22 protein-coding genes, 1 tRNA gene and 1 other RNA gene are annotated in these 17059 nt (G+C 64.1%); 13 read left to right on the plus strand and 11 right to left on the minus strand.

Annotated features, from left to right (window positions below; genetic code table 11):
• Window positions 1–80: 80 nt before the first annotated feature.
• Together ACPEH8_RS08935 and ACPEH8_RS08940 are read left to right on the plus strand one after the other, a co-directional pair.
• Complete coding sequence (locus ACPEH8_RS08935) at window positions 81–227, plus strand: hypothetical protein (RefSeq protein ID WP_423666523.1); 147 nt, start codon at window positions 81–83, stop codon at window positions 225–227.
• A gap of 20 nt (window positions 228–247) precedes the next feature.
• Complete coding sequence (locus ACPEH8_RS08940) at window positions 248–646, plus strand: hypothetical protein (protein ID WP_423666525.1); 399 nt, start codon at window positions 248–250, stop codon at window positions 644–646.
• 60 nt (window positions 647–706) lie between these two features.
• On the opposite strand, the gene ACPEH8_RS08945 is transcribed toward ACPEH8_RS08940, so the two are convergent.
• The 3 genes from ACPEH8_RS08945 to ACPEH8_RS08955 are packed head-to-tail and all read right to left on the minus strand — an operon-like array spanning window position 707 to window position 2032.
• A complete protein-coding gene (locus tag ACPEH8_RS08945; RefSeq protein ID WP_423666527.1) occupies window positions 707–1366 on the minus strand; it encodes a hypothetical protein in 660 nt (219 codons plus the stop codon).
• A gap of 58 nt (window positions 1367–1424) precedes the next feature.
• Entirely contained in the window at window positions 1425–1682 is a 258-nt protein-coding gene (locus tag ACPEH8_RS08950) for a hypothetical protein (RefSeq protein WP_423666529.1), read from the minus strand.
• Window positions 1682–2032 carry a conjugal transfer protein TraD gene (locus ACPEH8_RS08955; RefSeq protein ID WP_423666531.1) on the minus strand — a complete coding sequence of 117 codons (351 nt, stop codon included), beginning with the start codon at window positions 2030–2032 and terminating at the stop codon, window positions 1682–1684. Before ACPEH8_RS08955 ends, ACPEH8_RS08950 begins: the two co-directional genes overlap by 1 nt.
• Window positions 2033–2279: 247 nt before the next feature.
• Here ACPEH8_RS08955 and ACPEH8_RS08960 point away from each other — a divergent pair, with 247 nt between their 5' ends.
• The 3 genes from ACPEH8_RS08960 to ACPEH8_RS08970 all read left to right on the plus strand — a co-directional run bounded on the left by ACPEH8_RS08960 (window position 2280) and on the right by ACPEH8_RS08970 (window position 5605).
• Entirely contained in the window at window positions 2280–2879 is a 600-nt protein-coding gene (locus ACPEH8_RS08960) for a MobA/MobL family protein (protein ID WP_423666533.1), read from the plus strand.
• A 246-nt stretch (window positions 2880–3125) separates the two neighbouring features.
• Window positions 3126–3386 (plus strand): hypothetical protein, encoded by a 261-nt coding sequence (locus ACPEH8_RS08965; RefSeq protein WP_423666535.1) that lies wholly within the window; start codon window positions 3126–3128, stop codon window positions 3384–3386.
• A gap of 1814 nt (window positions 3387–5200) precedes the next feature.
• Window positions 5201–5605: a DUF6165 family protein gene (locus tag ACPEH8_RS08970; protein WP_017355633.1), complete on the plus strand. Its 405-nt coding sequence runs from the start codon at window positions 5201–5203 to the stop codon at window positions 5603–5605.
• A gap of 29 nt (window positions 5606–5634) precedes the next feature.
• Here ACPEH8_RS08970 and ACPEH8_RS08975 read toward each other — a convergent pair whose 3' ends face one another.
• Window positions 5635–6675: a glycosyltransferase family 9 protein gene (locus ACPEH8_RS08975; protein ID WP_017355634.1), complete on the minus strand. Its 1041-nt coding sequence runs from the start codon at window positions 6673–6675 to the stop codon at window positions 5635–5637.
• A gap of 21 nt (window positions 6676–6696) precedes the next feature.
• Here ACPEH8_RS08975 and ACPEH8_RS08980 point away from each other — a divergent pair, with 21 nt between their 5' ends.
• Genes ACPEH8_RS08980 through ACPEH8_RS08990 form a run of 3 tightly spaced genes read left to right on the plus strand, consistent with a single transcriptional unit; the run spans window position 6697 to window position 8599 of the window.
• Complete coding sequence (locus tag ACPEH8_RS08980) at window positions 6697–7446, plus strand: 3-deoxy-D-manno-octulosonic acid kinase (protein ID WP_017355635.1); 750 nt, start codon at window positions 6697–6699, stop codon at window positions 7444–7446.
• A complete protein-coding gene (locus ACPEH8_RS08985; RefSeq protein ID WP_017355636.1) occupies window positions 7446–8210 on the plus strand; it encodes an MBL fold metallo-hydrolase in 765 nt (254 codons plus the stop codon). Before ACPEH8_RS08980 ends, ACPEH8_RS08985 begins: the two co-directional genes overlap by 1 nt.
• 2 nt (window positions 8211–8212) lie before the next feature.
• Window positions 8213–8599 (plus strand): DUF4440 domain-containing protein, encoded by a 387-nt coding sequence (locus tag ACPEH8_RS08990; RefSeq protein ID WP_017355637.1) that lies wholly within the window; start codon window positions 8213–8215, stop codon window positions 8597–8599.
• 10 nt (window positions 8600–8609) lie between these two features.
• On the opposite strand, the gene ffs is transcribed toward ACPEH8_RS08990, so the two are convergent.
• Window positions 8610–8706: signal recognition particle sRNA small type (gene ffs, locus ACPEH8_RS08995), an RNA gene on the minus strand.
• A gap of 275 nt (window positions 8707–8981) precedes the next feature.
• Between ffs and ACPEH8_RS09000 the strand changes: the two genes are divergently transcribed.
• Entirely contained in the window at window positions 8982–9299 is a 318-nt protein-coding gene (locus ACPEH8_RS09000; RefSeq protein WP_017355638.1) for a DMT family transporter, read from the plus strand.
• Window positions 9300–9303: 4 nt separating this feature from the next.
• Here ACPEH8_RS09000 and ACPEH8_RS09005 read toward each other — a convergent pair whose 3' ends face one another.
• The 6 genes from ACPEH8_RS09005 to ACPEH8_RS09030 all read right to left on the minus strand — a co-directional run bounded on the left by ACPEH8_RS09005 (window position 9304) and on the right by ACPEH8_RS09030 (window position 13529).
• A complete protein-coding gene (locus tag ACPEH8_RS09005) occupies window positions 9304–9753 on the minus strand; it encodes a GNAT family N-acetyltransferase (protein WP_136005590.1) in 450 nt (149 codons plus the stop codon).
• 13 nt (window positions 9754–9766) lie between these two features.
• Window positions 9767–10411 carry a cation transporter gene (locus tag ACPEH8_RS09010; protein ID WP_017355640.1) on the minus strand — a complete coding sequence of 215 codons (645 nt, stop codon included), beginning with the start codon at window positions 10409–10411 and terminating at the stop codon, window positions 9767–9769.
• Window positions 10412–10500: 89 nt separating this feature from the next.
• Complete coding sequence (locus ACPEH8_RS09015; RefSeq protein WP_017355641.1) at window positions 10501–10809, minus strand: hypothetical protein; 309 nt, start codon at window positions 10807–10809, stop codon at window positions 10501–10503.
• A gap of 301 nt (window positions 10810–11110) precedes the next feature.
• Window positions 11111–11986 (minus strand): DNA methylase, encoded by an 876-nt coding sequence (locus tag ACPEH8_RS09020; protein ID WP_229296475.1) that lies wholly within the window; start codon window positions 11984–11986, stop codon window positions 11111–11113.
• A gap of 2 nt (window positions 11987–11988) precedes the next feature.
• Window positions 11989–13212, minus strand: a complete 1224-nt coding sequence (locus tag ACPEH8_RS09025) for a DNA methyltransferase (RefSeq protein ID WP_017355643.1) — start codon at window positions 13210–13212, stop codon at window positions 11989–11991.
• 224 nt (window positions 13213–13436) lie between these two features.
• A tRNA-Ser gene (locus ACPEH8_RS09030) sits at window positions 13437–13529 on the minus strand.
• 136 nt (window positions 13530–13665) lie between these two features.
• On the opposite strand from ACPEH8_RS09030, the gene dnaX reads away from it, so the two are divergent.
• The 4 genes from dnaX to ACPEH8_RS09050 all read left to right on the plus strand — a co-directional run bounded on the left by dnaX (window position 13666) and on the right by ACPEH8_RS09050 (window position 17026).
• Window positions 13666–15579 (plus strand): DNA polymerase III subunit gamma/tau, encoded by a 1914-nt coding sequence (gene dnaX / locus ACPEH8_RS09035; RefSeq protein WP_313160647.1) that lies wholly within the window; start codon window positions 13666–13668, stop codon window positions 15577–15579.
• Window positions 15580–15585: 6 nt separating this feature from the next.
• Window positions 15586–15906 carry a YbaB/EbfC family nucleoid-associated protein gene (locus ACPEH8_RS09040; protein WP_017355155.1) on the plus strand — a complete coding sequence of 107 codons (321 nt, stop codon included), beginning with the start codon at window positions 15586–15588 and terminating at the stop codon, window positions 15904–15906.
• Between the two features lie 96 nt (window positions 15907–16002).
• Window positions 16003–16602, plus strand: a complete 600-nt coding sequence (gene recR / locus ACPEH8_RS09045; RefSeq protein WP_017355154.1) for a recombination mediator RecR — start codon at window positions 16003–16005, stop codon at window positions 16600–16602.
• Between the two features lie 73 nt (window positions 16603–16675).
• Window positions 16676–17026 (plus strand): histidine triad nucleotide-binding protein, encoded by a 351-nt coding sequence (locus ACPEH8_RS09050; RefSeq protein ID WP_017355153.1) that lies wholly within the window; start codon window positions 16676–16678, stop codon window positions 17024–17026.
• Window positions 17027–17059: the final 33 nt, after the last annotated feature.

Raw genomic sequence — 17059 nt, forward strand, 5'->3', positions numbered from 1 at the left:
CTGTGCCCACCTAGGGCGACAGTCGCACGCGTGGCCCCAATCCGCCCCGGCTGCTGTTCCAGGTCGATGTAGACAAGGCCATGCGCGACAAGATGCGCAACATTGTCATCAACGCCGCGTGGGTATCGGGGTTCTATGGGCAGGGCAATGATCTGTCCCATGCCTCCATCTTCTACGACTACCGCATGTGGATCGCCGGTTTTGAACCCAGCGGCAACCGCGGCTGATTGCACATCAGGGAATAGGGATGGGATACAAAATTACAGGTGAACTCACGTTGTTAGGCGACGCTCAGTTCGGGCCAAATGGCGTTCGTCAGTACTCGGTGATCGAAATTGGCAGCAACGTCTACTCGAAGTTCCGAGCACCCGCAGGAATCAATACCTACCTGCAAAAAGCGGTACACGGCAGGGGCCCCACCACGCTCTATGTTGAAGGTAACTTTATCTACGGCGTCACCACGCCCGAAGGAAAAACCTACTGCTGGAAGAAGGAGCCGATTGGCTCACTTTTCATGATGATGTTCGGTATCATCGGCCTGCCCTTCATGGGGATCGGCTTAATCCTTATCATCGCCGCATCGAAAGAACTGGCTATCAATGTCGGCAGCAATGCCCTATTGAGGCAGGGCGGCCTTCGCGTCTAATGGCGAGCGCCCCTCCAGGCGACTGAAGGGGCGGCCGCTTGAGTGCTCTACATGGCCAGCCTAAAGCGCCATCCACGCCGCATGGATGTATGCAAATACCATGATGGCGAAGGAGACAATGCCGCATCCAGCGGCGACACCGACGTTAAGAACCCAGAGGGGCTGAAGGCGGCGCATGGTCCCCGCCATCTCTTCCTGATGCCTGCTCATTCGTGTCTCGAAGGTCTCCGGATCATTGACGGCCTGCGCAAGCGCAATATTTGATTTCGACCGAACAATCATTCCGTACACTTCCCACGCGACAAATGCGAAGACGGAAATGGACAGGAAAATTGTCGCTGAGAAGTACGTCACAGGCGTGAACGTTGGCTTCCCTGCTGAAAGCAAAGCTGCCATTGCAGCGTAGCCGACAGCGAGAATTACGTTCGTGTAACTGGTTGCCGCCGCAATACTTTCCTTCAGTACTTCCTTCTGGATCGCAACGAAGTCACCGCGATACATCTCACGGTGCCATTGCATGATTGCTTGGAAGTCAGGCTCCGGAATTCCCGTTGCAACCCAGACGGTGAACTTGTCGCCGCGATGAAAGAAATATCGCTTCTCGTATATGGTCTTCCTGCCTGTGCCTCGCTCTTCCCACTCGGCAATGGTGTCCCAGTAACTGGGAGCGTCCAATCCATTGGCGACGCCGCCTAGAAGCCTGCCTAACGTGTAGTCCACGCGCTTCCCCCCTGTGGCTTTCAATCCGTGAACGATAGCGCACAGCCAGATGCGATGGCTAGGCGGAAGTCTTATCAGCGAGACCTCCAGGGGCGGCGGGAGGCGCTGAGATGTCCTGCACTGGCAGGGCGTAGTTCGTGCCGGGCAGCGCCGAGGCGATCTGCTCCACCATCTCATCTGGGCACATACAGCCGGGATGCATCAGGTAGCGGCGAACGAAATGCGAGTGGTTGTACTCAAGCACAACGCGGATGACACGCAGTTGCTCTGGGGTAAGGGAAAGATTCGATTGTCTTGGAATCGGATCGGGTTTCATCATTCCTCTCCTCTTGAATGTTTTCTCGCTTCGAAATGTGTCAATCCAATTTGCCTGAGTGCAGGCAATTTTTCGGCCGCGAGGTTGCGCAGGGCCACCAAGAGAAGTCCGCACAGTTCGGCAGGATCCATCTGATCTGCGCCCGCTGCAATCACTACGCCGCCGAGTTCGATCTTGCGATGGGCGTCTTTCTGGCAGGTCCATTTCATGGCCTGAGCTAGTTGTTTGCGTTCCTGAGCGTTAGCCTCCCGCGTTCGCTCGCGTTTGTTCTTGAGGTTTAACTGCGCCTTGAGTTGTCTCGCGCGTTTGTCGGCGTCCGCTGCCCGCTCTTTCAGTGATTTCTTCGTCATGAGTTTTCCTAGTTTTGGGTATCACATTACATAAGCAGAAAATAAGGATTCGACAAGTCCTGATTTTCTGTTTATATAAATATATGCCGCGCTTGTAGTTGCGGGTTCTTTGAAAAGGTCCGAAGGGGCCTATTAAAAGCGCAGTTATGTTTTCCCCCTCCGGGTGAAAACCTGCGGTCAGGGGCTTCGCCCCTGACACCCCACGGAGCCGAAAGCGGCCCTTTTGGGGTTTTGGGGAAAAAGCGTCATGGCGATTTACCACTGTTCGATAAAGAGCATCAGCCGAGGCCAAGGCCATAGCGTCACCGCCGCCGCTGCCTACCGCGCCGGTATTCGGATCGAGGACAACACTACGGGACTGATACACGACTACACCCGGAAAAAAGGTGTGGTATCGGTGGAAATGCTAGCCCCGGCCGATACGCCGACCTGGGCTGCTGATCCCAGCATGTTGTGGAACGCCGCTGGGGTCGCTGAAACGCGAAAGAACGCGCGGGTGGGGAGGGAGATGATTGTGGCGTTGCCGCACGAAATGAGCGACACGCAACGGCGTGAACTGGCGATTGGGATTGGGCAAATGCTGGTGGACCGCTATAAGGTGCCCACCCAAATTGCTTTGCACTCGCCCGATAAGGAAGGCGATCAGCGCAACTACCACGCCCATATTTTGTTCACGTCCCGTCAGATCGCGGCGGAGGGCTTGGGCGCGTACGCATCAAAAATTCTCGACGATTTCAAGCAGGGCAGGAAGGAAATCACTGCGCTGCGTACCACCGTTGCCCAAATCATGAACCAACATTTGGAGCAGGGGGGGGCTACTCGGAGCGCGTGGACGCCCGCTCTCTAGTGGACCAAAACCAAGACGCCATAGAGCAAGGGGATTGGGTGAAGGCTCGGGAAACAGATCGCCTGCCCACCGTGAAAGAAGGCCACGCACAGGGACAGCGGCGCGCGCGGCGCGCCATCAACAGCCGTATTCGCAACAGCAACGCCGCCACTCAACGTAAGTGGGACATGTGGGAGCAGAGGGCTCGCAACGAAGGACGGTTGATGGCCGCTGCCCACGATACCAATACAGAAAATAGGAGCAATAATGGAGAAAACCACCACCCAGGAACCCGACGAAACCGGCAACGCGCTGGCAGCCCTCTCACCCGAGATCAAGTCGATACTTGTCGATTGCGACCTGACAGCGATGGCACCAAGCCGGTGCTTCGAGTGCCAGTTGGCAACCGTCTTGCAACTCTCAAGCCCCGATGGGGTGAACAACTCAGCAGTGGTCCACTGCGGGGCAATGAACCGGGACATAGAAGTCATGGTCCGCCGCTGCACGGCGTTCCGGCCACGCGCGTAAGCGTTGGCGGCGGCTCCGGTGGTGGGCGCGTCCGGCTGACCATCGACGGGGATGCATCCTCCCGCCAAGCGCTGATGCTCATTCAAGAGCGTTTGGACTTGGAAGATGACGCCCGCCAGTCGATTCAACGCCAGCAACGTGATACGGAGGCGCTGCTAGCGGCGTTTTCGAGTGCCGATGCTATTCGCTTCAGGGAAGCACAAAGGCAGATTGCTAGGTGCCAGGCATGGTTGGCGGACAACGAACACGAGGAGCAACGACGGTTTCGGGAGCGGGAGGGGCTCAAGCGCGAATTTGAAACAGTCGAGGCCTCGCTGCAACATTGGAAGGTGGCCAATCCTTCGCCATGGCGCTTTTTGCCTGCCCATAGGCAGCGGCCTTTGAAAGGCGGCGGGCTCTATTGCACGCGGCTCTTCAGCGCTACGAGGAGGCTAAAAGGTCTGCCGATCTGGCCGCGTTGGATGCGTTGCAGAAGGATCGCGACAAAATGCGACGGACCTTGGCGAGGGCCGTAGTCGTCTGTGCTGACCTTGTTGGGAGCGGCGACTCCCCTCCGCAGCAGAACTTGGATACGAGGCCCGGCTTCTCTCCGTTCAGAAAGGACCATCCATCGCTGGAGGAGAAGCCCCGGCGGCGTCCATCAGAACATCTCTAAACCAGCGTGTGTCAGCCGCCAAGTTGGTAAGATGCGTCCATCAAGGGGGCGCGAATGAGCATGATAAAAACGATCTGGAAGGATCCAGTTGGAAGCGCGGTGATTGGAGGGGCAATTCTGGCGATTACTGGGTCGGTTATTGCAACGTTCAAGGGTTGGTGGCCTAAGATATGGGCAGGCTTAGGTTATGCATGGAACTGGCTTTCGCTGCCATCGTCCCACCCGAACTGGCTGCTTATAATTCTGTGGCTATCGGCGTTTGTGGTGTTCCTCTACATTGTGGCCAGAACTATATTCACCATACGTGCTGCCAATAGTTCTGCGCCCACATGGCGAAGTTACAGAAGGGACACATTCAACGGTGTTGTTTGGCACTGGGGGTATGGCGTTGGACCGCACTCATCCGTTGAAAGTCTTACCCCTATTTGCCCTTCGTGTCAGTGTCAACTGATGAGTAAGAACTATGACGGTGACTACTACGGAGACCACTATTGGTATGCGTTGTACTGCACGCATTGCGCAAAAAACGTCGCCGAGTTCAAAGAGCAATACGTTGATACCCTTCGCAAGATTGAACTTTTGATAGGGCGTAACATTCGTAGCGGAGACTGGCGCAAGGCCATCGGTGCCGAGATTTCGTCGAGTTAGCATCGCTCGTTCAGTTTCAGTCCCAGGTCCTATGTGGGTAATTGGCAACGTGGCGGGTGATTGGTACTGTGGACACTTCCTTGGACACCTTTTGTGGGTGCCTAGGGCGCCAAGTCAATCGCGGCAAGGGTTTGGGGGAGTGTGTGGTTGAGACTCCCCCCCCTCTCCGCCAGATCAATGAAGAAGCCGCCCACTGGGCGGCTTTTTTATTGGTCTGACGGGGAGCCGGGTTGATCGCACACCCGCTGGGGTTCGACGGATTCGCCAGGAGCGAATCCGGCCAGCCGAAAGGCTGGCCCTGGAGCGCATGGCGCGGAAGGGCGGGGCGCACGGATGCGCCCCGCAATCCCCCCCTCTCCGCCAGATCAATGAAGAAGCCGCCCACTGGGCGGCTTTTTTATTGGCAATCCGGTAGAGCCGACCGTTGGTCGGCTGCGCTCCGTTCCGGCGGCGGACGCCCCGCGCGGCGCGGTCCGTTAAACTGACCGCCTCACGTAACGGATGCCCCACCATGACCGCTGAAATCCTCGTTCCCGTGTCCTTCGGCGAGCTGCTCGACAAGATTTCCATCCTGCAGATCAAGTCCGAGCGCATCAGCGATCCGGCCAAGCTGGCCAATATCCGCGCCGAGTTGAGCGCGCTGGAACAGACCTGGATGGCGCATCCGGCTGCGGTCAAGGATGTCGCGCGCCTGCGCGCCGAGCTGAAGGCCGTCAACGAGCGCCTGTGGGATACCGAAGACGACATCCGCCTGCAGGACAAGGCCCAGGCCTTCGACGAGCGCTTCATCGAGCTGGCCCGCACGGTCTACCTGCAGAACGACGCGCGCGCCCGGATCAAGAAAGACATCAATCTCGCGCTGGGCTCGGCCTACGTCGAAGAGAAGTCGTACAAGGACTACGCTGCGGGCGCATGAGCGGCGACGGTGCCGGGCAGCGCCCGGCCCTACCGGTCGGCAACATACCGTTCGAATGCCGCAATGCCGTCCTCGACGGTGATCAGCTGCATCACGTCGTCGAACTCCACCTTGGCGCCCCACTTCAGTTCGCTGGCCGGCTTGCCGAGGAACTTCCGCGCGGCATCGTCGTAGCGGTCCACACAGTAGCGGCGGTCCGAGTAGGGCCCGCTGCGATGGGGGTTGCTGGCCGCATGCAGGCCCAGCACCTTGGCGCCCATTGCGTTGGCGATGTGCATCGGCCCGGAGTCGGGCGTCATCACCAGATTGGCGCGGGCAAGCAGCGCGGGGAGCTGCTTGAGCGTGTCCTTGCCGACCAGGTCGAGTGCCGGGGTCTGCAGCTGGGCCTGGATGGCATCGGTCATGTCCCGCTCCAGCGTGCTGCGCCCACCGCACAGCACCACCCGCCAGCCGCGAGCAGTGGCATGGTTGGCCACGGCCGCGTAGCGATCGGCATACCAGTTGCGGCGCACATGGCTGGAGCAGGGCGAGATGATCAGCACCGGCCGGCCGTCATCCTCCCACTGCGCCTGCGCCCATTCGAACGCCGCAGGCGGTACCGCCAGGTCCCAGCTCACCGTGTCCTGCACCAGGCCCAGCGGCTCGCAGAAGCTGCCGATCGCGTCCAGTACATGGATGCCGGGGCGGTCGGGAATGCGTTCATTGATGAAAAGCCCGTGAAGATCCTTGGAGCGGGCGCGGTCGTAGCCGATCCGGCGCTGCGCCGGCACAAAGGCCGACAGCACGTTGGCGCGGAACGCCACCTGCATCTGCAGCAGCGCCTCGAAGCGGCCGGGCGGCAGGCTCGCGCGCAGCGCGCGCATCCCGGCCAGCCCGGTCTTTTTGTCGTAGGGGTGGAACACCACGCCGGGCAATCCGTCCAGCAGCTTGTGGCCAGCCTTGTCGATGATCCAGTGCAGGGTCTGGCCCGGTCGGGCGCGCTGCAGGGTGCGGACGAGGGGGACCACATGGGTCACGTCCCCGAGTGCGGACAAACGCAAAAGGCACAAGGAAGAGGACGCTGATGGCATGGTGTTGTTAGACTCGAAGGAATGGTCGCATTCGACGCCACTGAAGCGCTGACGCCCTGCCGCGATGGACGCGGGATGGGTGCCATTCTGTTCGACCGCGAGCGGCTGCGGCAAGCCGAGATGAGCCTGTTCTCGCCGGCGCACTGGGGCGAGCGTGCGCGCCCGGTCGGTGATGGGGGCCGCGGCGGCGCCTGGTTCGTCGATGCGCCGTTCGGCCATAGCGTGCTGCGCCAGTACCTGCGCGGCGGCGTGGCGGCCAGATTCAGCCGTGACCAGTATTTCTGGCGGGGCGCCAACCACACCCGCAGTTTCGCCGAATTCCGCCTGATGCGCGCGCTGCGCGCGCAGAAGCTGCCGGTGCCGCGTCCGATCGCCGCGTTCTACATGCGCGAGGGGCTGCGGTACCGCGCGGCCATCCTGATGGAACGCCTGGAAGGCGTGCGCTCGCTGGCCGACCGTGCGCTGGTGGCGGGCCGTGGCGCGCCCTGGGAGGAGACCGGCCGGCTGATCGCCCGGTTCCACCGCGCCGGCCTGGACCATGCCGACCTCAACGCGCACAACATCCTGTTCGACGCCAACGGCCACGGCTGGCTGATCGATTTCGACCGCGGCGTGCAGCGCATTCCCGCCACCCGCTGGCGCGAGCGCAATCTCAAGCGGCTGCTGCGCTCGCTGATCAAGCTGCGCGGCGAACGCAGCCACGACGACGTGGAAAAAGACTATGCACGGCTGCGCCGTGCCTACGACCTGGCCTGGAACCGGGGTTACTGATGGACTGGGCGCTGCGTTTCATGGGGGTCGGCAATGCGTCGGCCGTCGAACTGGGGTCGCCGATGGCGGTGATCGAGCGCGCCGGACGGCCGTGGCTGACCATCGACTGCGGCGGCGAGGGGCTCACCGCCTTCCAGGCCCACTACGGACACATGCCGCAGGCGTTGTTCGTGACCCATGTGCATCTGGACCACGTGGCCGGGTTCGAGCGCCTGTTCGTGGATGCGTTCTTCTCGCCGCAGCGCCGCGGGCGCATCCGCCTGTACGTGCCGGCCCCGGTAGTGCCGCTGTTGCATCGGCGGGTCGCCGACTACCCCAACGTGCTGGCCGAGGGCGGTGCCAACTTCTGGGATGCGTTCCAGTTGATCGTGGTCGGTGACGCGTTCTGGCACGACGGCGTGCGCATGGAAGTGTTCCCGGTGCGCCACCACTGGCCGGAAACCGCCTACGGCCTGCGCCTGAAGGGTGCCCTGACCTGGAGCGGAGATACCCGGCCGATCCCGGAAATGCTCGCGCGCTTTGCCGACGACAACGAACTGATCGCCCACGACTGCGGCCTGCACGGCAATCCGTCGCACACCGGTGTGGATGACCTGGAGCGCGAGTACAGCCGCGCGCTGCAGGCGCGGATGATGTTGTACCACTACGCCAGCCACGCCGATGGCGAGGCCCTGCGCCAGCGTGGCCATCGCGTCGCGCTGCCCGGCGAGTGCGTGGTGCTGGCCACGCCGACTGCCGCGAACGTGGTCGCGCAGGACCCCTGAGCATGGCGGCCGGCCGGGTGCCCAGTGCGCTGGCCGATCATCTGGAGGCGCTGGAGCGCGCGCTGCACGACCCGGTCGTGCGTGGTGACCGGGCGCGCCTGTCGGCACTGCTGGATGACGACTTCGCCGAAATAGGGAGTTCCGGCGGTTGTTTCGACCGCGCCACCGCGTTGGCGGAACTGCCGGCCGAACGGGCGCAGGTCGAGATCCTCGCCGAGGACGTCAGCGTCCTGCTGCTCGACGCGCACGTTGCGCAGGTGCGCTATCGCAGCGCCTACGTGATCAATGGCGAGCGCCAGCGCACGGTGCTGCGCAGTTCGCTGTGGCGGTTGCGCGCAGGCGCGTGGCGGATGGTGTTCCACCAGGGCACGCCGGTACCGGACCCCTGAAAAGGTGGCGGCCCCGCCGGCTGACCTCGGCGCCCGCGTCGATCGATACCGTTGCTGCCTTCCGGCCCTGGCGGGATTTTCGACCTAGCGTCGCGAGGGGCCGACGGGGCCACCATAGAGACGTTCCGCAGACAGGGCGATCAGGATCGGCCACTGGATGCTGGAGCTGCGCGACGGAACAGGTCCGGCAGTGCAGTCGCGCATTCTAGCGCATGCGCGGCGCGCAGTGCCAGACTGGCGAGTCTGAATCCCGTGTAGCCCGCTGGCCGGCAGACCGCCCATCGGGCGGTCGGGTGGGTAAAATACGCCGCACAGGAGGAACGACCTCCCCCGCATCGGGTACGACTGACCAGGACGGCCTGGCCCCATCAAGGAGGGCCGCATGGCCTGGATCTATCTGTTGGCAGCCGGTGTGCTGGAAATCGTCTGGGCGTTCGCGATGAAGCAGTCCGACGGGTTCAGCAAACTCACTCCCTCGATCATCACCCTGGTCACCATGACCGCCAGTTTCTGGCTGTTGTCGCTGGCCATGCGCACGCTGCCGCTGGGGACCGCGTATACGATCTGGACCGGCATCGGTGCGGTCGGTGCGTTCGTGGTCGGCATCGTCTTCCTGGGCGAGCAGATCAGCGCGATGCGGATCGGCGCGGCGGTGCTGATCGTCAGTGGGTTGGTGCTGATGAAAGTCTCGAGCGGCTGAGCCGTCATCGGCCGGACAGGACCTGTTCCATCTCCACCGCATCCAGGCCCGGGCCGTGGCCGTTGGTGACGACCCGGGTCACGGTGAAGCCCAGCGCCGCGTAGAAGCCGCGCGTGTGCTGGCTGGTGCTGAGAGTCACGCGCTGTGCACCCACGGCACGCGCCAGCCCCAGGCGCGCCTGCGCCAGCGTGTGGCCGAGCCCCTGGCGGTGGAGGCCATGCTCGACCATCCCCCAGCAGAACGCGGCGGTTGTTCCATCGATCGCCAGGCCGGCACAGGCAACGATCCGGCCGTCGCGCTCGATCACCCGGTAGTCGCCCGTGCGGTCTGGATGCTGCAGGTACGCAGCGAAGCCGGCGCGCTCATGTGCGCCGAAATAGCCGGGCACATTGCTGTCGAAGATGCGCAGGCAGGCGTCCGCGTCGGCGGGGCGGTAGGGGCGGGAGATGCGCATCGTGGGGAGATGGCTAGCGTGCCACCGGCGTGTTCGACGTTGCCTGTACACGCAGCGCCTGCCAGGCCGCGCGCAGGACGCGCACTGCCGAGCGCAGGAACATCACCAGCAGCGCGCCGGCGATCAGCAGGTCCGGCCAGCCAGCACCGAACACCCACACGGCGAGCGCTGCCAGCAGCACGGCCACGCCCTCGGCAATGTCGTTGCGCGAGCATTCCCATGCCGATGCCAGGTTGACGTCGCCGTGGCGGAAGGGCGTGAGCAGCCAGAGGCAGACCCCGTTGGCCGCCAGGTTCAGCGCGCCGGCAATTCCCATGCCCTCGAACAACGGGACGGCGGGATGGGTGAGCCGCCAGCCGATCTGCACGGCAACGGCCAGGGCGGCGCCAAGGATCAGCAGTCCCTTCAGGAGCGCCACGCGCCCCTTGGCCCGCGCGGAAGCGCCCACCACCGCCAGGCTGATCGCGTAAGTGAGCGCGTCGCCCAGATTGTCCAGGCTGCCGGAGAGCAGCGAGGACGAGTGGCTCCACCAGGCCGCGCCGGCCATCATCACGAACGTGGCCAGGTTGATGGCCAGCACGATGCCCAGCACGCGGCGCTGCCTGGCCTGGAGGGCGGCAACATCGACGATCTTTCCGCAACCGCAGCAGTCGGACATGGGGGCAGCGCACAGGCGAGGGAGGCGAAGCGACTGTAATCCAGATCCGGGGCGCTGCGGCCGATCGACGGATGGCCGGACCGGCAGGTTCAGCCGGTGGTCCAGTGGCCGCCCCCGTGGGTGCAGCTGTCCGGCAGGCCGGCCAGGTCGTCGGCGGAACGCTCGTAGTAGTAGCCATCGAACGCCAGGCCGAACAGCTGTCTGCAGCGGCCCTGCGATGGGGACGGGCAGGCGTCCATATACGTGACCTGGCCTGCCTTGCCTCCCATCTGCGCGGAGGTGGCCGCCAGGCCTTCGCAGATCTTCTTCAGCTCGGCGTCGCTCGAGGCGCCGCTGGACTGCACGCAATCGCGGGAGCGGAGCGTCTTTCCGAACAGGTGGAACTCGCCTGCAATCATGCAGGCACGGGCCTGCTGCGAAGGGCCGGGCGCAATGTGGGTCACCGCCGTGCCGGGTGCCGGATCGGCACCTGCGTCCGGCGCACCTGCTTCGGGCGTTGGCGCGCCAGGCGCGGCCGGTCCATCGGATGCGGCCGGTTGCGTGCAGGCGGTTATGCCCACCGCGCAGGCCAGTACGAGGGCACAACACATCGTCCTTGTCATCATCGTGCATTCCTTGCAGTTGACCGAGTGCCCGATCCTGCCACATGGGAGGGACAATGCACCTTGTCCCCACTGGGGCCGATCCCCGCGCGCCCGGTTAGTGCGCAGTGGCCCCGATGTAACCCAGGAAGCCAAGGGCCGCTGCCCTGTCTTCAAAGGAGGCCTCAACGCGGTCACCATTGGAGTAACGCACGACGATTTCGTATTTGCGGAACGCGCCTTCGTCGACTCTGGCCTGGTCGTGCTCCGCGAGGAACTGCGTTGCCGCATCCACCCCGGTGAACTCCCTTTCCACGCCGTGCAGCGGAATGACCATGACCTTGGATACGGCCCTGTCGATGGCCTTCTTCAGGCTGTCGAAGAAGCCCGCCAACTGCGCTGCATTGTTCGCGGTCAGTTGCGCTTTGAGCGAGGCTCTCTTCTCGGGCGTGAGTGATTCGATCTGCTCGACGGCATGCGCGAACTCCTGATCCGGCGTTTCCTCATCGAATCGTGCGTCAATGCCGACGGACGCAAATGCCTCAACAATCGAGTCATAGGGCATCAGAATGGTTTCGAAACCACAGCTGCGCATCTGCGCCAGCGAGTCCCTGGTAAACACACCCGCGAGGATGGCGCCAAGGAAAGGCTTGTCCCAGGAGTGTTGTTCGGCGATCGGCATGACCGCGCCCTGGATTTCCTGGGCTTTGGCGCGGGAGTGCTTCGTGTAGCGGCGCCAGGCAGCTTCAATGAAGGCAACCGGGCGCCCACGTACGCCATCGCTTCCGCCCGACTCGATGACGAAATCGAGGTCGTGGAAGTTCTTGTAGCGATCCTGCCAACTGACCTTCGAGCCCGAGCGGGCCGCGCGCTTTCCCTTCTTGTCCAGATAGAGCCCGCGTGCATCGCAGTACGCCTGGAGTTGCGGCAGGACGATCTCCTCCAGGAGGTCGCCAATGATCTGTCCAAAGCGGTGGGATGGAGATTTCGCCACAGTCAACCCTCAATCCATAGATGGCCTTCGTGCAAAGGCACGGTGTGTTTCCGGTTTTTCCACTTCGTGTTGCGGTCACGCAGCTTTTCGAAGGAATACGAGGTGAAGCCGGCGGCCACCGCCAGGCGTCCCAGCCAGTCGTCGACAGGCACGTAGACGCCGTACGGCGCGGAATCGCCGACCACAAAACACATCCGCGCGCCGTCACGGCAGGCGCGGCGAAGCATGGTGAACGTGGCCGCCATGTCGTGGAAGTACGCTGCGACCATGATGTGGTACGCCTTCTTGCCGCCCTTGCCGAGGCGTACCGTGGCGAGTTCGTTGCAGACCTCGCTTATCTCGCTGTGAATGGCTGACAGGCTGGGATGTTCAAGCATGCTCGCCAGATCGACGCGATCGGCGGCCGCGTGCTGGGAGCACGAACGAACGATGTGCTGACGAACGGCATTCTGCAGATCACCCCAGCCCTTGATCTCCCCCCAGAACATCATTTCCAGCCGGGTAGCGTCCGCATAGTCATAGTTGTTTGCATAGGGCGGGGACGTCAGAACGAGATCGACGGAACCAGGTTCAATCGGGATCTGCGCATTGCGCGAATCGTGGGCGAACACACGGGCAGAACCGCTCCACCGGTGTTCCTGGGCCGAGCGCATGTCCGCGGCCATCTGTTGCACCTTGGCATCAAATGCCACCCGTGGCTCCAGCACCTTGGCCTTCGACTTGTTGGGCAGGATGTACTGCCATTGCGCCGTACCCACGCCGCTGCAGGCGCGCAGGATGCCCGTGATGGCCAGCCACACCAGTCGCGCCGCAGCGGGATCGAGCGCGCCGGACTCCGTCGTGTATCCGTTGCGCAGGGCATAGAGCTGGGCAAGCACGTCAACGGAGTAGCACTTCTGCAGCAGATCGGGCGCACCCTGTGCCTCGGTGATGAGCGTCTCCCAGGTGTCGAGATGCTGCTTTACCGTCTCGGCGGCGTCCAGGAACGCATCGCTGTCGCTGGGCCAGGACAGCTTGGCCTCGGCAATGCGGTTTACGAACGGATGGCTCTCAAACCCGAACGCGGCCGCGCCGCAGTGCTCCGCGGCGACAAGCGTGGTGCCGGATCCTGCGAAGGGATCAAGCACGGTGCAGTGCTTGCCGCCGTGGGCATCGATGACGCTTTCCGCCCATTCAGCAGAAAAGCCTGCCGAATAGCGAAACCACCGGTGGACGGGCAGCCGCATGTTGTCCGTGAACGTTCCTGACCGGGCGGTCTGCAGCGGCTTCGCCTTCGGCCTGGCGGTAGGGGGGGGGGCGAACAAAGTGAGGCCTCACGTGTATGCGATGGGGGGATGGTAACGTCGGGACGACTGACGCCGCCAAAGAATCGCGCGACGTTGTCGCGGCGGCTGAGATCGAAGGGCGAAAAGCAGAAAGGCCGCCCGAAGGCGGCCTTTCTACGTTTGTCTGGCGGAGAGAGGGGGATTCGAACCCCCGAAGCGCGGTTTAGACGCTTACACACTTTCCAGGCGTGCTCCTTCAACCACTCGGACACCTCTCCGGACCTGCGGCAACAACCCGCTGCAGGGGCGCAGATTCTAGCGGGGGAATCGCCAACGCACAAGCGGCACGACGCGGGGGGCAGGGTGGCTGGACAGGCGTGGCACAATGGACGTCCCGATGAAGACGGTGGCCTGATGTCCTATCTCGTCCTTGCCCGCAAGTGGCGTCCGAAGCGTTTTGCCGAGCTGGTGGGCCAGGAACACGTGGTCCGCGCGCTCAGCAATGCGCTGGACAGCGGCCGTGTGCACCATGCGTTCCTGTTTACCGGCACCCGCGGGGTGGGCAAGACCACGATCGCGCGTATTTTCGCCAAGTCGCTGAACTGCGAGCAGGGCACCAGCGCCGACCCGTGCGGCCAGTGCCCGGCCTGCCTGGACATCGATTCGGGTCGCTACATCGACCTGCTGGAGATCGATGCCGCATCCAATACCGGTGTCGATGACGTCCGCGAGGTGATCGAGAACGCCCAGTACATGCCGTCCCGCGGCAAGTACAAGGTCTACCTGATCGACGAAGTGCACATGCTGTCCAAGGCGGCGTTCAACGCGCTGCTGAAGACGCTGGAAGAGCCGCCGGAGCACGTGAAGTTCCTGCTGGCCACCACCGATCCGCAGAAGCTGCCGGTGACGGTGCTGTCGCGCTGCCTGCAGTTCAACCTCAAGCGGCTCGACGAGGACCAGATACAGGGGCAGATGACCCGGATTCTGGCTGCCGAAGAGATCGAATCGGACCCGAGCGCGATCGTCCAGCTGGCAAAGGCGGCCGACGGCAGCCTGCGCGACGGCCTGTCGCTGCTGGACCAGGCCATCGCCTACGCCGGTGGTGCGCTGCGCGAAGACGTGGTGCGCACGATGCTGGGGACGGTCGACCGTACCCAGGTGGCCGCCATGCTCGATGCGCTGGCCGACGGCGACGGCCCCCGCCTGTTGCAGGTGGTCGCGCTGCTGGCGGAATTCTCGCCGGACTGGGGTGGCGTGCTGGAAGCGCTGGCCGAAGGCCTGCACCGCATCCAGGTGCAGCAGCTGGTCCCGGGCGCATCGGCGGCGGGTGAGGGCATCGATGCGGTGGCCTTTGCCGGTCGCCTGCGCCCGGAAGTGGTACAGCTGTGGTACCAGATGGCGCTGAATGGGCGCCGCGATCTGTATCTGGCACCCAGCCCGCGCGCCGGCTTCGAAATGGCCGTGCTGCGCATGCTGGCCTTCCGCCCGGCGGCGGCGGTGCCGCCGGTACCGCGTGATCCGGAGACCGGCACCGGGGTGGGCAGCACCGGTGGCACCGGCAGCGGCCACGGCGTTGGTGCCGTCGCCGCGGCCCCTGCGGCGGCCGTGCCGAAAGCGGCCCCGGTGGTGGCGCCGCCGGCGCCCGCCCCAACCCCGACCAAACCCGCGGCCCCCACGCCCGCCGCACCGACGGTGGTCGCCGATCCGGACGACCTGCCGCCGTGGCACCAGGACGGGGCCGCCGACGACCGCGATGAAGCCCTGGCCGCCGAAATGGCCACGCCCGATGCGGCAATGGTCGCGCCGTGGGAAGCACCGCCGGAACGACCGGCCCCGTCGGCCGCTGTCCCGCATCGTCCGCAGGGGATCGCGATTGCGCCGTCGTCCGCGGCCGATGAACCGGCGGCCGCCGTTGTGGCTCCGGACGCGCCGATCGGCCTGGCCAGCGCCGAAGCCTGGCTGGAACTGGTCGCCCAGAGCCAGCTCAGCGGTCCGTCGCGGCAGCTCGCGGCGCACGCGGCGTTCATCGGCTATCAGCGCGGTGTCTTGAAATTGGCGGTATCGCCCGGATTTGAGTACCTGTGTTCGGACCGCTCGCTGGCGGCGCTGACCGACGCCCTGACCGGTCCGCTGGGCCAGGCGCCGAAGATCGTCATCGAAGCCGGTGGCGCGGAGGCCGAAACGCTGCACCAGCGTTCGGACCGCCAGCGTGGCGAACGACAACAGGCGGCCGAAGCCGTTTTCATGGCCGATCCGGATGTGCAGTTGCTGATCCAGCAACACGGCGCCCGGGTCGTGACCGATTCCATCCGTCCCTTTGATGAGTAAAGACCCATGCGTGGCAATATCGCCCAACTGATGCAGCAGGCCCAGAAGATGCAGGAGAACCTGCAGAAGGCCCAGGAAGAACTCGCCAAGCTGGAAGTCACCGGCAGCGCCGGCGGCGGCATGGTCAGCGTGACCCTGACCGGCGCCAAGGAGTGCCGCAAGGTGCGCATTGACCCGGCCGTGCTGGCTGACCCGGAAATGGCCGAAGACCTGATCGCGGCGGCGTTCAACGATGCCTCCAACAAGATCGATGCCGAATCCAAGAACCGCATGGGCTCGGCCACGGCCGGCATGCAGCTGCCTCCGGGCATGAAGCTGCCGTTCTGATCCCAACGCCGCGCCGGCCCTGCCCGGCGTCCCGCGTTGCCTGCGCCGCGAAGCCTTCGGGCTTCGCGCGTTTGTTTCTGGAGTGAGTCCGCCGCCATGAGCCTGCCCCTGCTCGAACAACTGATCGAGGCCTTCCGGGTGCTGCCCGGCGTGGGCCAGAAGACCGCACAGCGCATGGCCTACCACGTGCTGGAGCGCGAACGCGATGGCGGGCAGCGCCTGTCGGAGGTGTTGGCGCAGGCGATCGAGCGGATCGGGCATTGCGTGCAATGCCGCGATTTCAGCGAGAGCGAGCTCTGCACGGTCTGTGCCAACGGCAGCCGCGAGCGCCAGCAGCTGTGTGCGGTGGAGTCGCCGGCCGACCGCCTGGCGATCGAACACGCCACCGGCTTCCGGGGCGTGTACTTCGTGCTGCAGGGACGCCTGTCGCCGCTGGACGGCATCGGCCCGCGCGAACTCGGGCTGGACCAGCTCGACGCCCGCCTGAAACAGGGCGAGGTGCAGGAGCTGATCATCGCCACCAGTGCCACCGTCGAGGGTGAAGCGACGGCCCACTATCTGGCGCAGCTGGCGCGCACGCACAACGTGCGGCCCAGCCGCCTGGCCCAGGGCCTGCCGCTGGGCGGTGAACTGGAGTACGTGGACCGCGGCACGCTGTCGCATGCCTTCGGCACGCGCACCGACATCCAGGAATGACCGCGCGCGGGATGGGTCGAATCCGGCAGCGCATCCGCGCTACTCTCCAGGGCCCTGTTTCCTACGGTGCCCCATGAGCCACGACACCCTGTTCGGCAAGATCATCCGCCGCGAGATTCCCGCCACCATCGTCTATGAAGACGACGAGGTGCTGGCCTTCAAGGACATCGCACCGCAGGCGCCGGTGCACGTGTTGTTCATTCCGAAGAACGAAGCGATTCCGACCCTGGACGATGTGCAGCCGTCGCAGGCACACCTGATCGGCAAGCTGGCGCTGGCCGCGGCCGAGTACGCCCGCCGCGAAGGGTTCGCCGAGAACGGCTACCGCATCGTCATGAACTGCCGGGGCGATGCCGGGCAGACCGTGTTCCACATCCACCTGCATTTGCTCGCCGGCGCACCGCTGGGGCATTTCGGGGCATGAAAAAACGCCACCCTGGGGTGGCGTCTTTCTGCT

The sequence above is a fragment of the Stenotrophomonas sp. NPDC077461 genome (assembly GCF_049545475.1).
Classification (GTDB): domain Bacteria; phylum Pseudomonadota; class Gammaproteobacteria; order Xanthomonadales; family Xanthomonadaceae; genus Stenotrophomonas; species Stenotrophomonas nematodicola.

What these genes read in the sequence shown, in the direction of transcription:
- ACPEH8_RS08990 (WP_017355637.1), top strand. Translation starts at nt 8,213, where the DNA reads ATGGCGGCCGGCCGGGTGCCCAGTGCGCTGGCCGATCATCTGGAGGCG.
- dnaX (WP_313160647.1), top strand. Translation starts at nt 13,666, where the DNA reads ATGTCCTATCTCGTCCTTGCCCGCAAGTGGCGTCCGAAGCGTTTTGCC.
- ACPEH8_RS08935 (WP_423666523.1), top strand. Translation starts at nt 81, where the DNA reads ATGCGCGACAAGATGCGCAACATTGTCATCAACGCCGCGTGGGTATCG.
- ACPEH8_RS08950 (WP_423666529.1), bottom strand. Translation starts at nt 1,682, where the DNA reads ATGAAACCCGATCCGATTCCAAGACAATCGAATCTTTCCCTTACCCCA.
- ACPEH8_RS08975 (WP_017355634.1), bottom strand. Translation starts at nt 6,675, where the DNA reads ATGCCATCAGCGTCCTCTTCCTTGTGCCTTTTGCGTTTGTCCGCACTC.
- ACPEH8_RS08980 (WP_017355635.1), top strand. Translation starts at nt 6,697, where the DNA reads ATGGTCGCATTCGACGCCACTGAAGCGCTGACGCCCTGCCGCGATGGA.
- ACPEH8_RS09040 (WP_017355155.1), top strand. Translation starts at nt 15,586, where the DNA reads ATGCGTGGCAATATCGCCCAACTGATGCAGCAGGCCCAGAAGATGCAG.
- ACPEH8_RS09015 (WP_017355641.1), bottom strand. Translation starts at nt 10,809, where the DNA reads ATGATTGCAGGCGAGTTCCACCTGTTCGGAAAGACGCTCCGCTCCCGC.
- ACPEH8_RS08985 (WP_017355636.1), top strand. Translation starts at nt 7,446, where the DNA reads ATGGACTGGGCGCTGCGTTTCATGGGGGTCGGCAATGCGTCGGCCGTC.
- ACPEH8_RS09050 (WP_017355153.1), top strand. Translation starts at nt 16,676, where the DNA reads ATGAGCCACGACACCCTGTTCGGCAAGATCATCCGCCGCGAGATTCCC.
- ACPEH8_RS09010 (WP_017355640.1), bottom strand. Translation starts at nt 10,411, where the DNA reads ATGTCCGACTGCTGCGGTTGCGGAAAGATCGTCGATGTTGCCGCCCTC.
- ACPEH8_RS09000 (WP_017355638.1), top strand. Translation starts at nt 8,982, where the DNA reads ATGGCCTGGATCTATCTGTTGGCAGCCGGTGTGCTGGAAATCGTCTGG.
- ACPEH8_RS08955 (WP_423666531.1), bottom strand. Translation starts at nt 2,032, where the DNA reads ATGACGAAGAAATCACTGAAAGAGCGGGCAGCGGACGCCGACAAACGC.
- ACPEH8_RS09025 (WP_017355643.1), bottom strand. Translation starts at nt 13,212, where the DNA reads ATGCGGCTGCCCGTCCACCGGTGGTTTCGCTATTCGGCAGGCTTTTCT.
- ACPEH8_RS08940 (WP_423666525.1), top strand. Translation starts at nt 248, where the DNA reads ATGGGATACAAAATTACAGGTGAACTCACGTTGTTAGGCGACGCTCAG.
- ACPEH8_RS08965 (WP_423666535.1), top strand. Translation starts at nt 3,126, where the DNA reads ATGGAGAAAACCACCACCCAGGAACCCGACGAAACCGGCAACGCGCTG.
- ACPEH8_RS08970 (WP_017355633.1), top strand. Translation starts at nt 5,201, where the DNA reads ATGACCGCTGAAATCCTCGTTCCCGTGTCCTTCGGCGAGCTGCTCGAC.
- ACPEH8_RS09005 (WP_136005590.1), bottom strand. Translation starts at nt 9,753, where the DNA reads ATGCGCATCTCCCGCCCCTACCGCCCCGCCGACGCGGACGCCTGCCTG.
- recR (WP_017355154.1), top strand. Translation starts at nt 16,003, where the DNA reads ATGAGCCTGCCCCTGCTCGAACAACTGATCGAGGCCTTCCGGGTGCTG.
- ACPEH8_RS08960 (WP_423666533.1), top strand. Translation starts at nt 2,280, where the DNA reads ATGGCGATTTACCACTGTTCGATAAAGAGCATCAGCCGAGGCCAAGGC.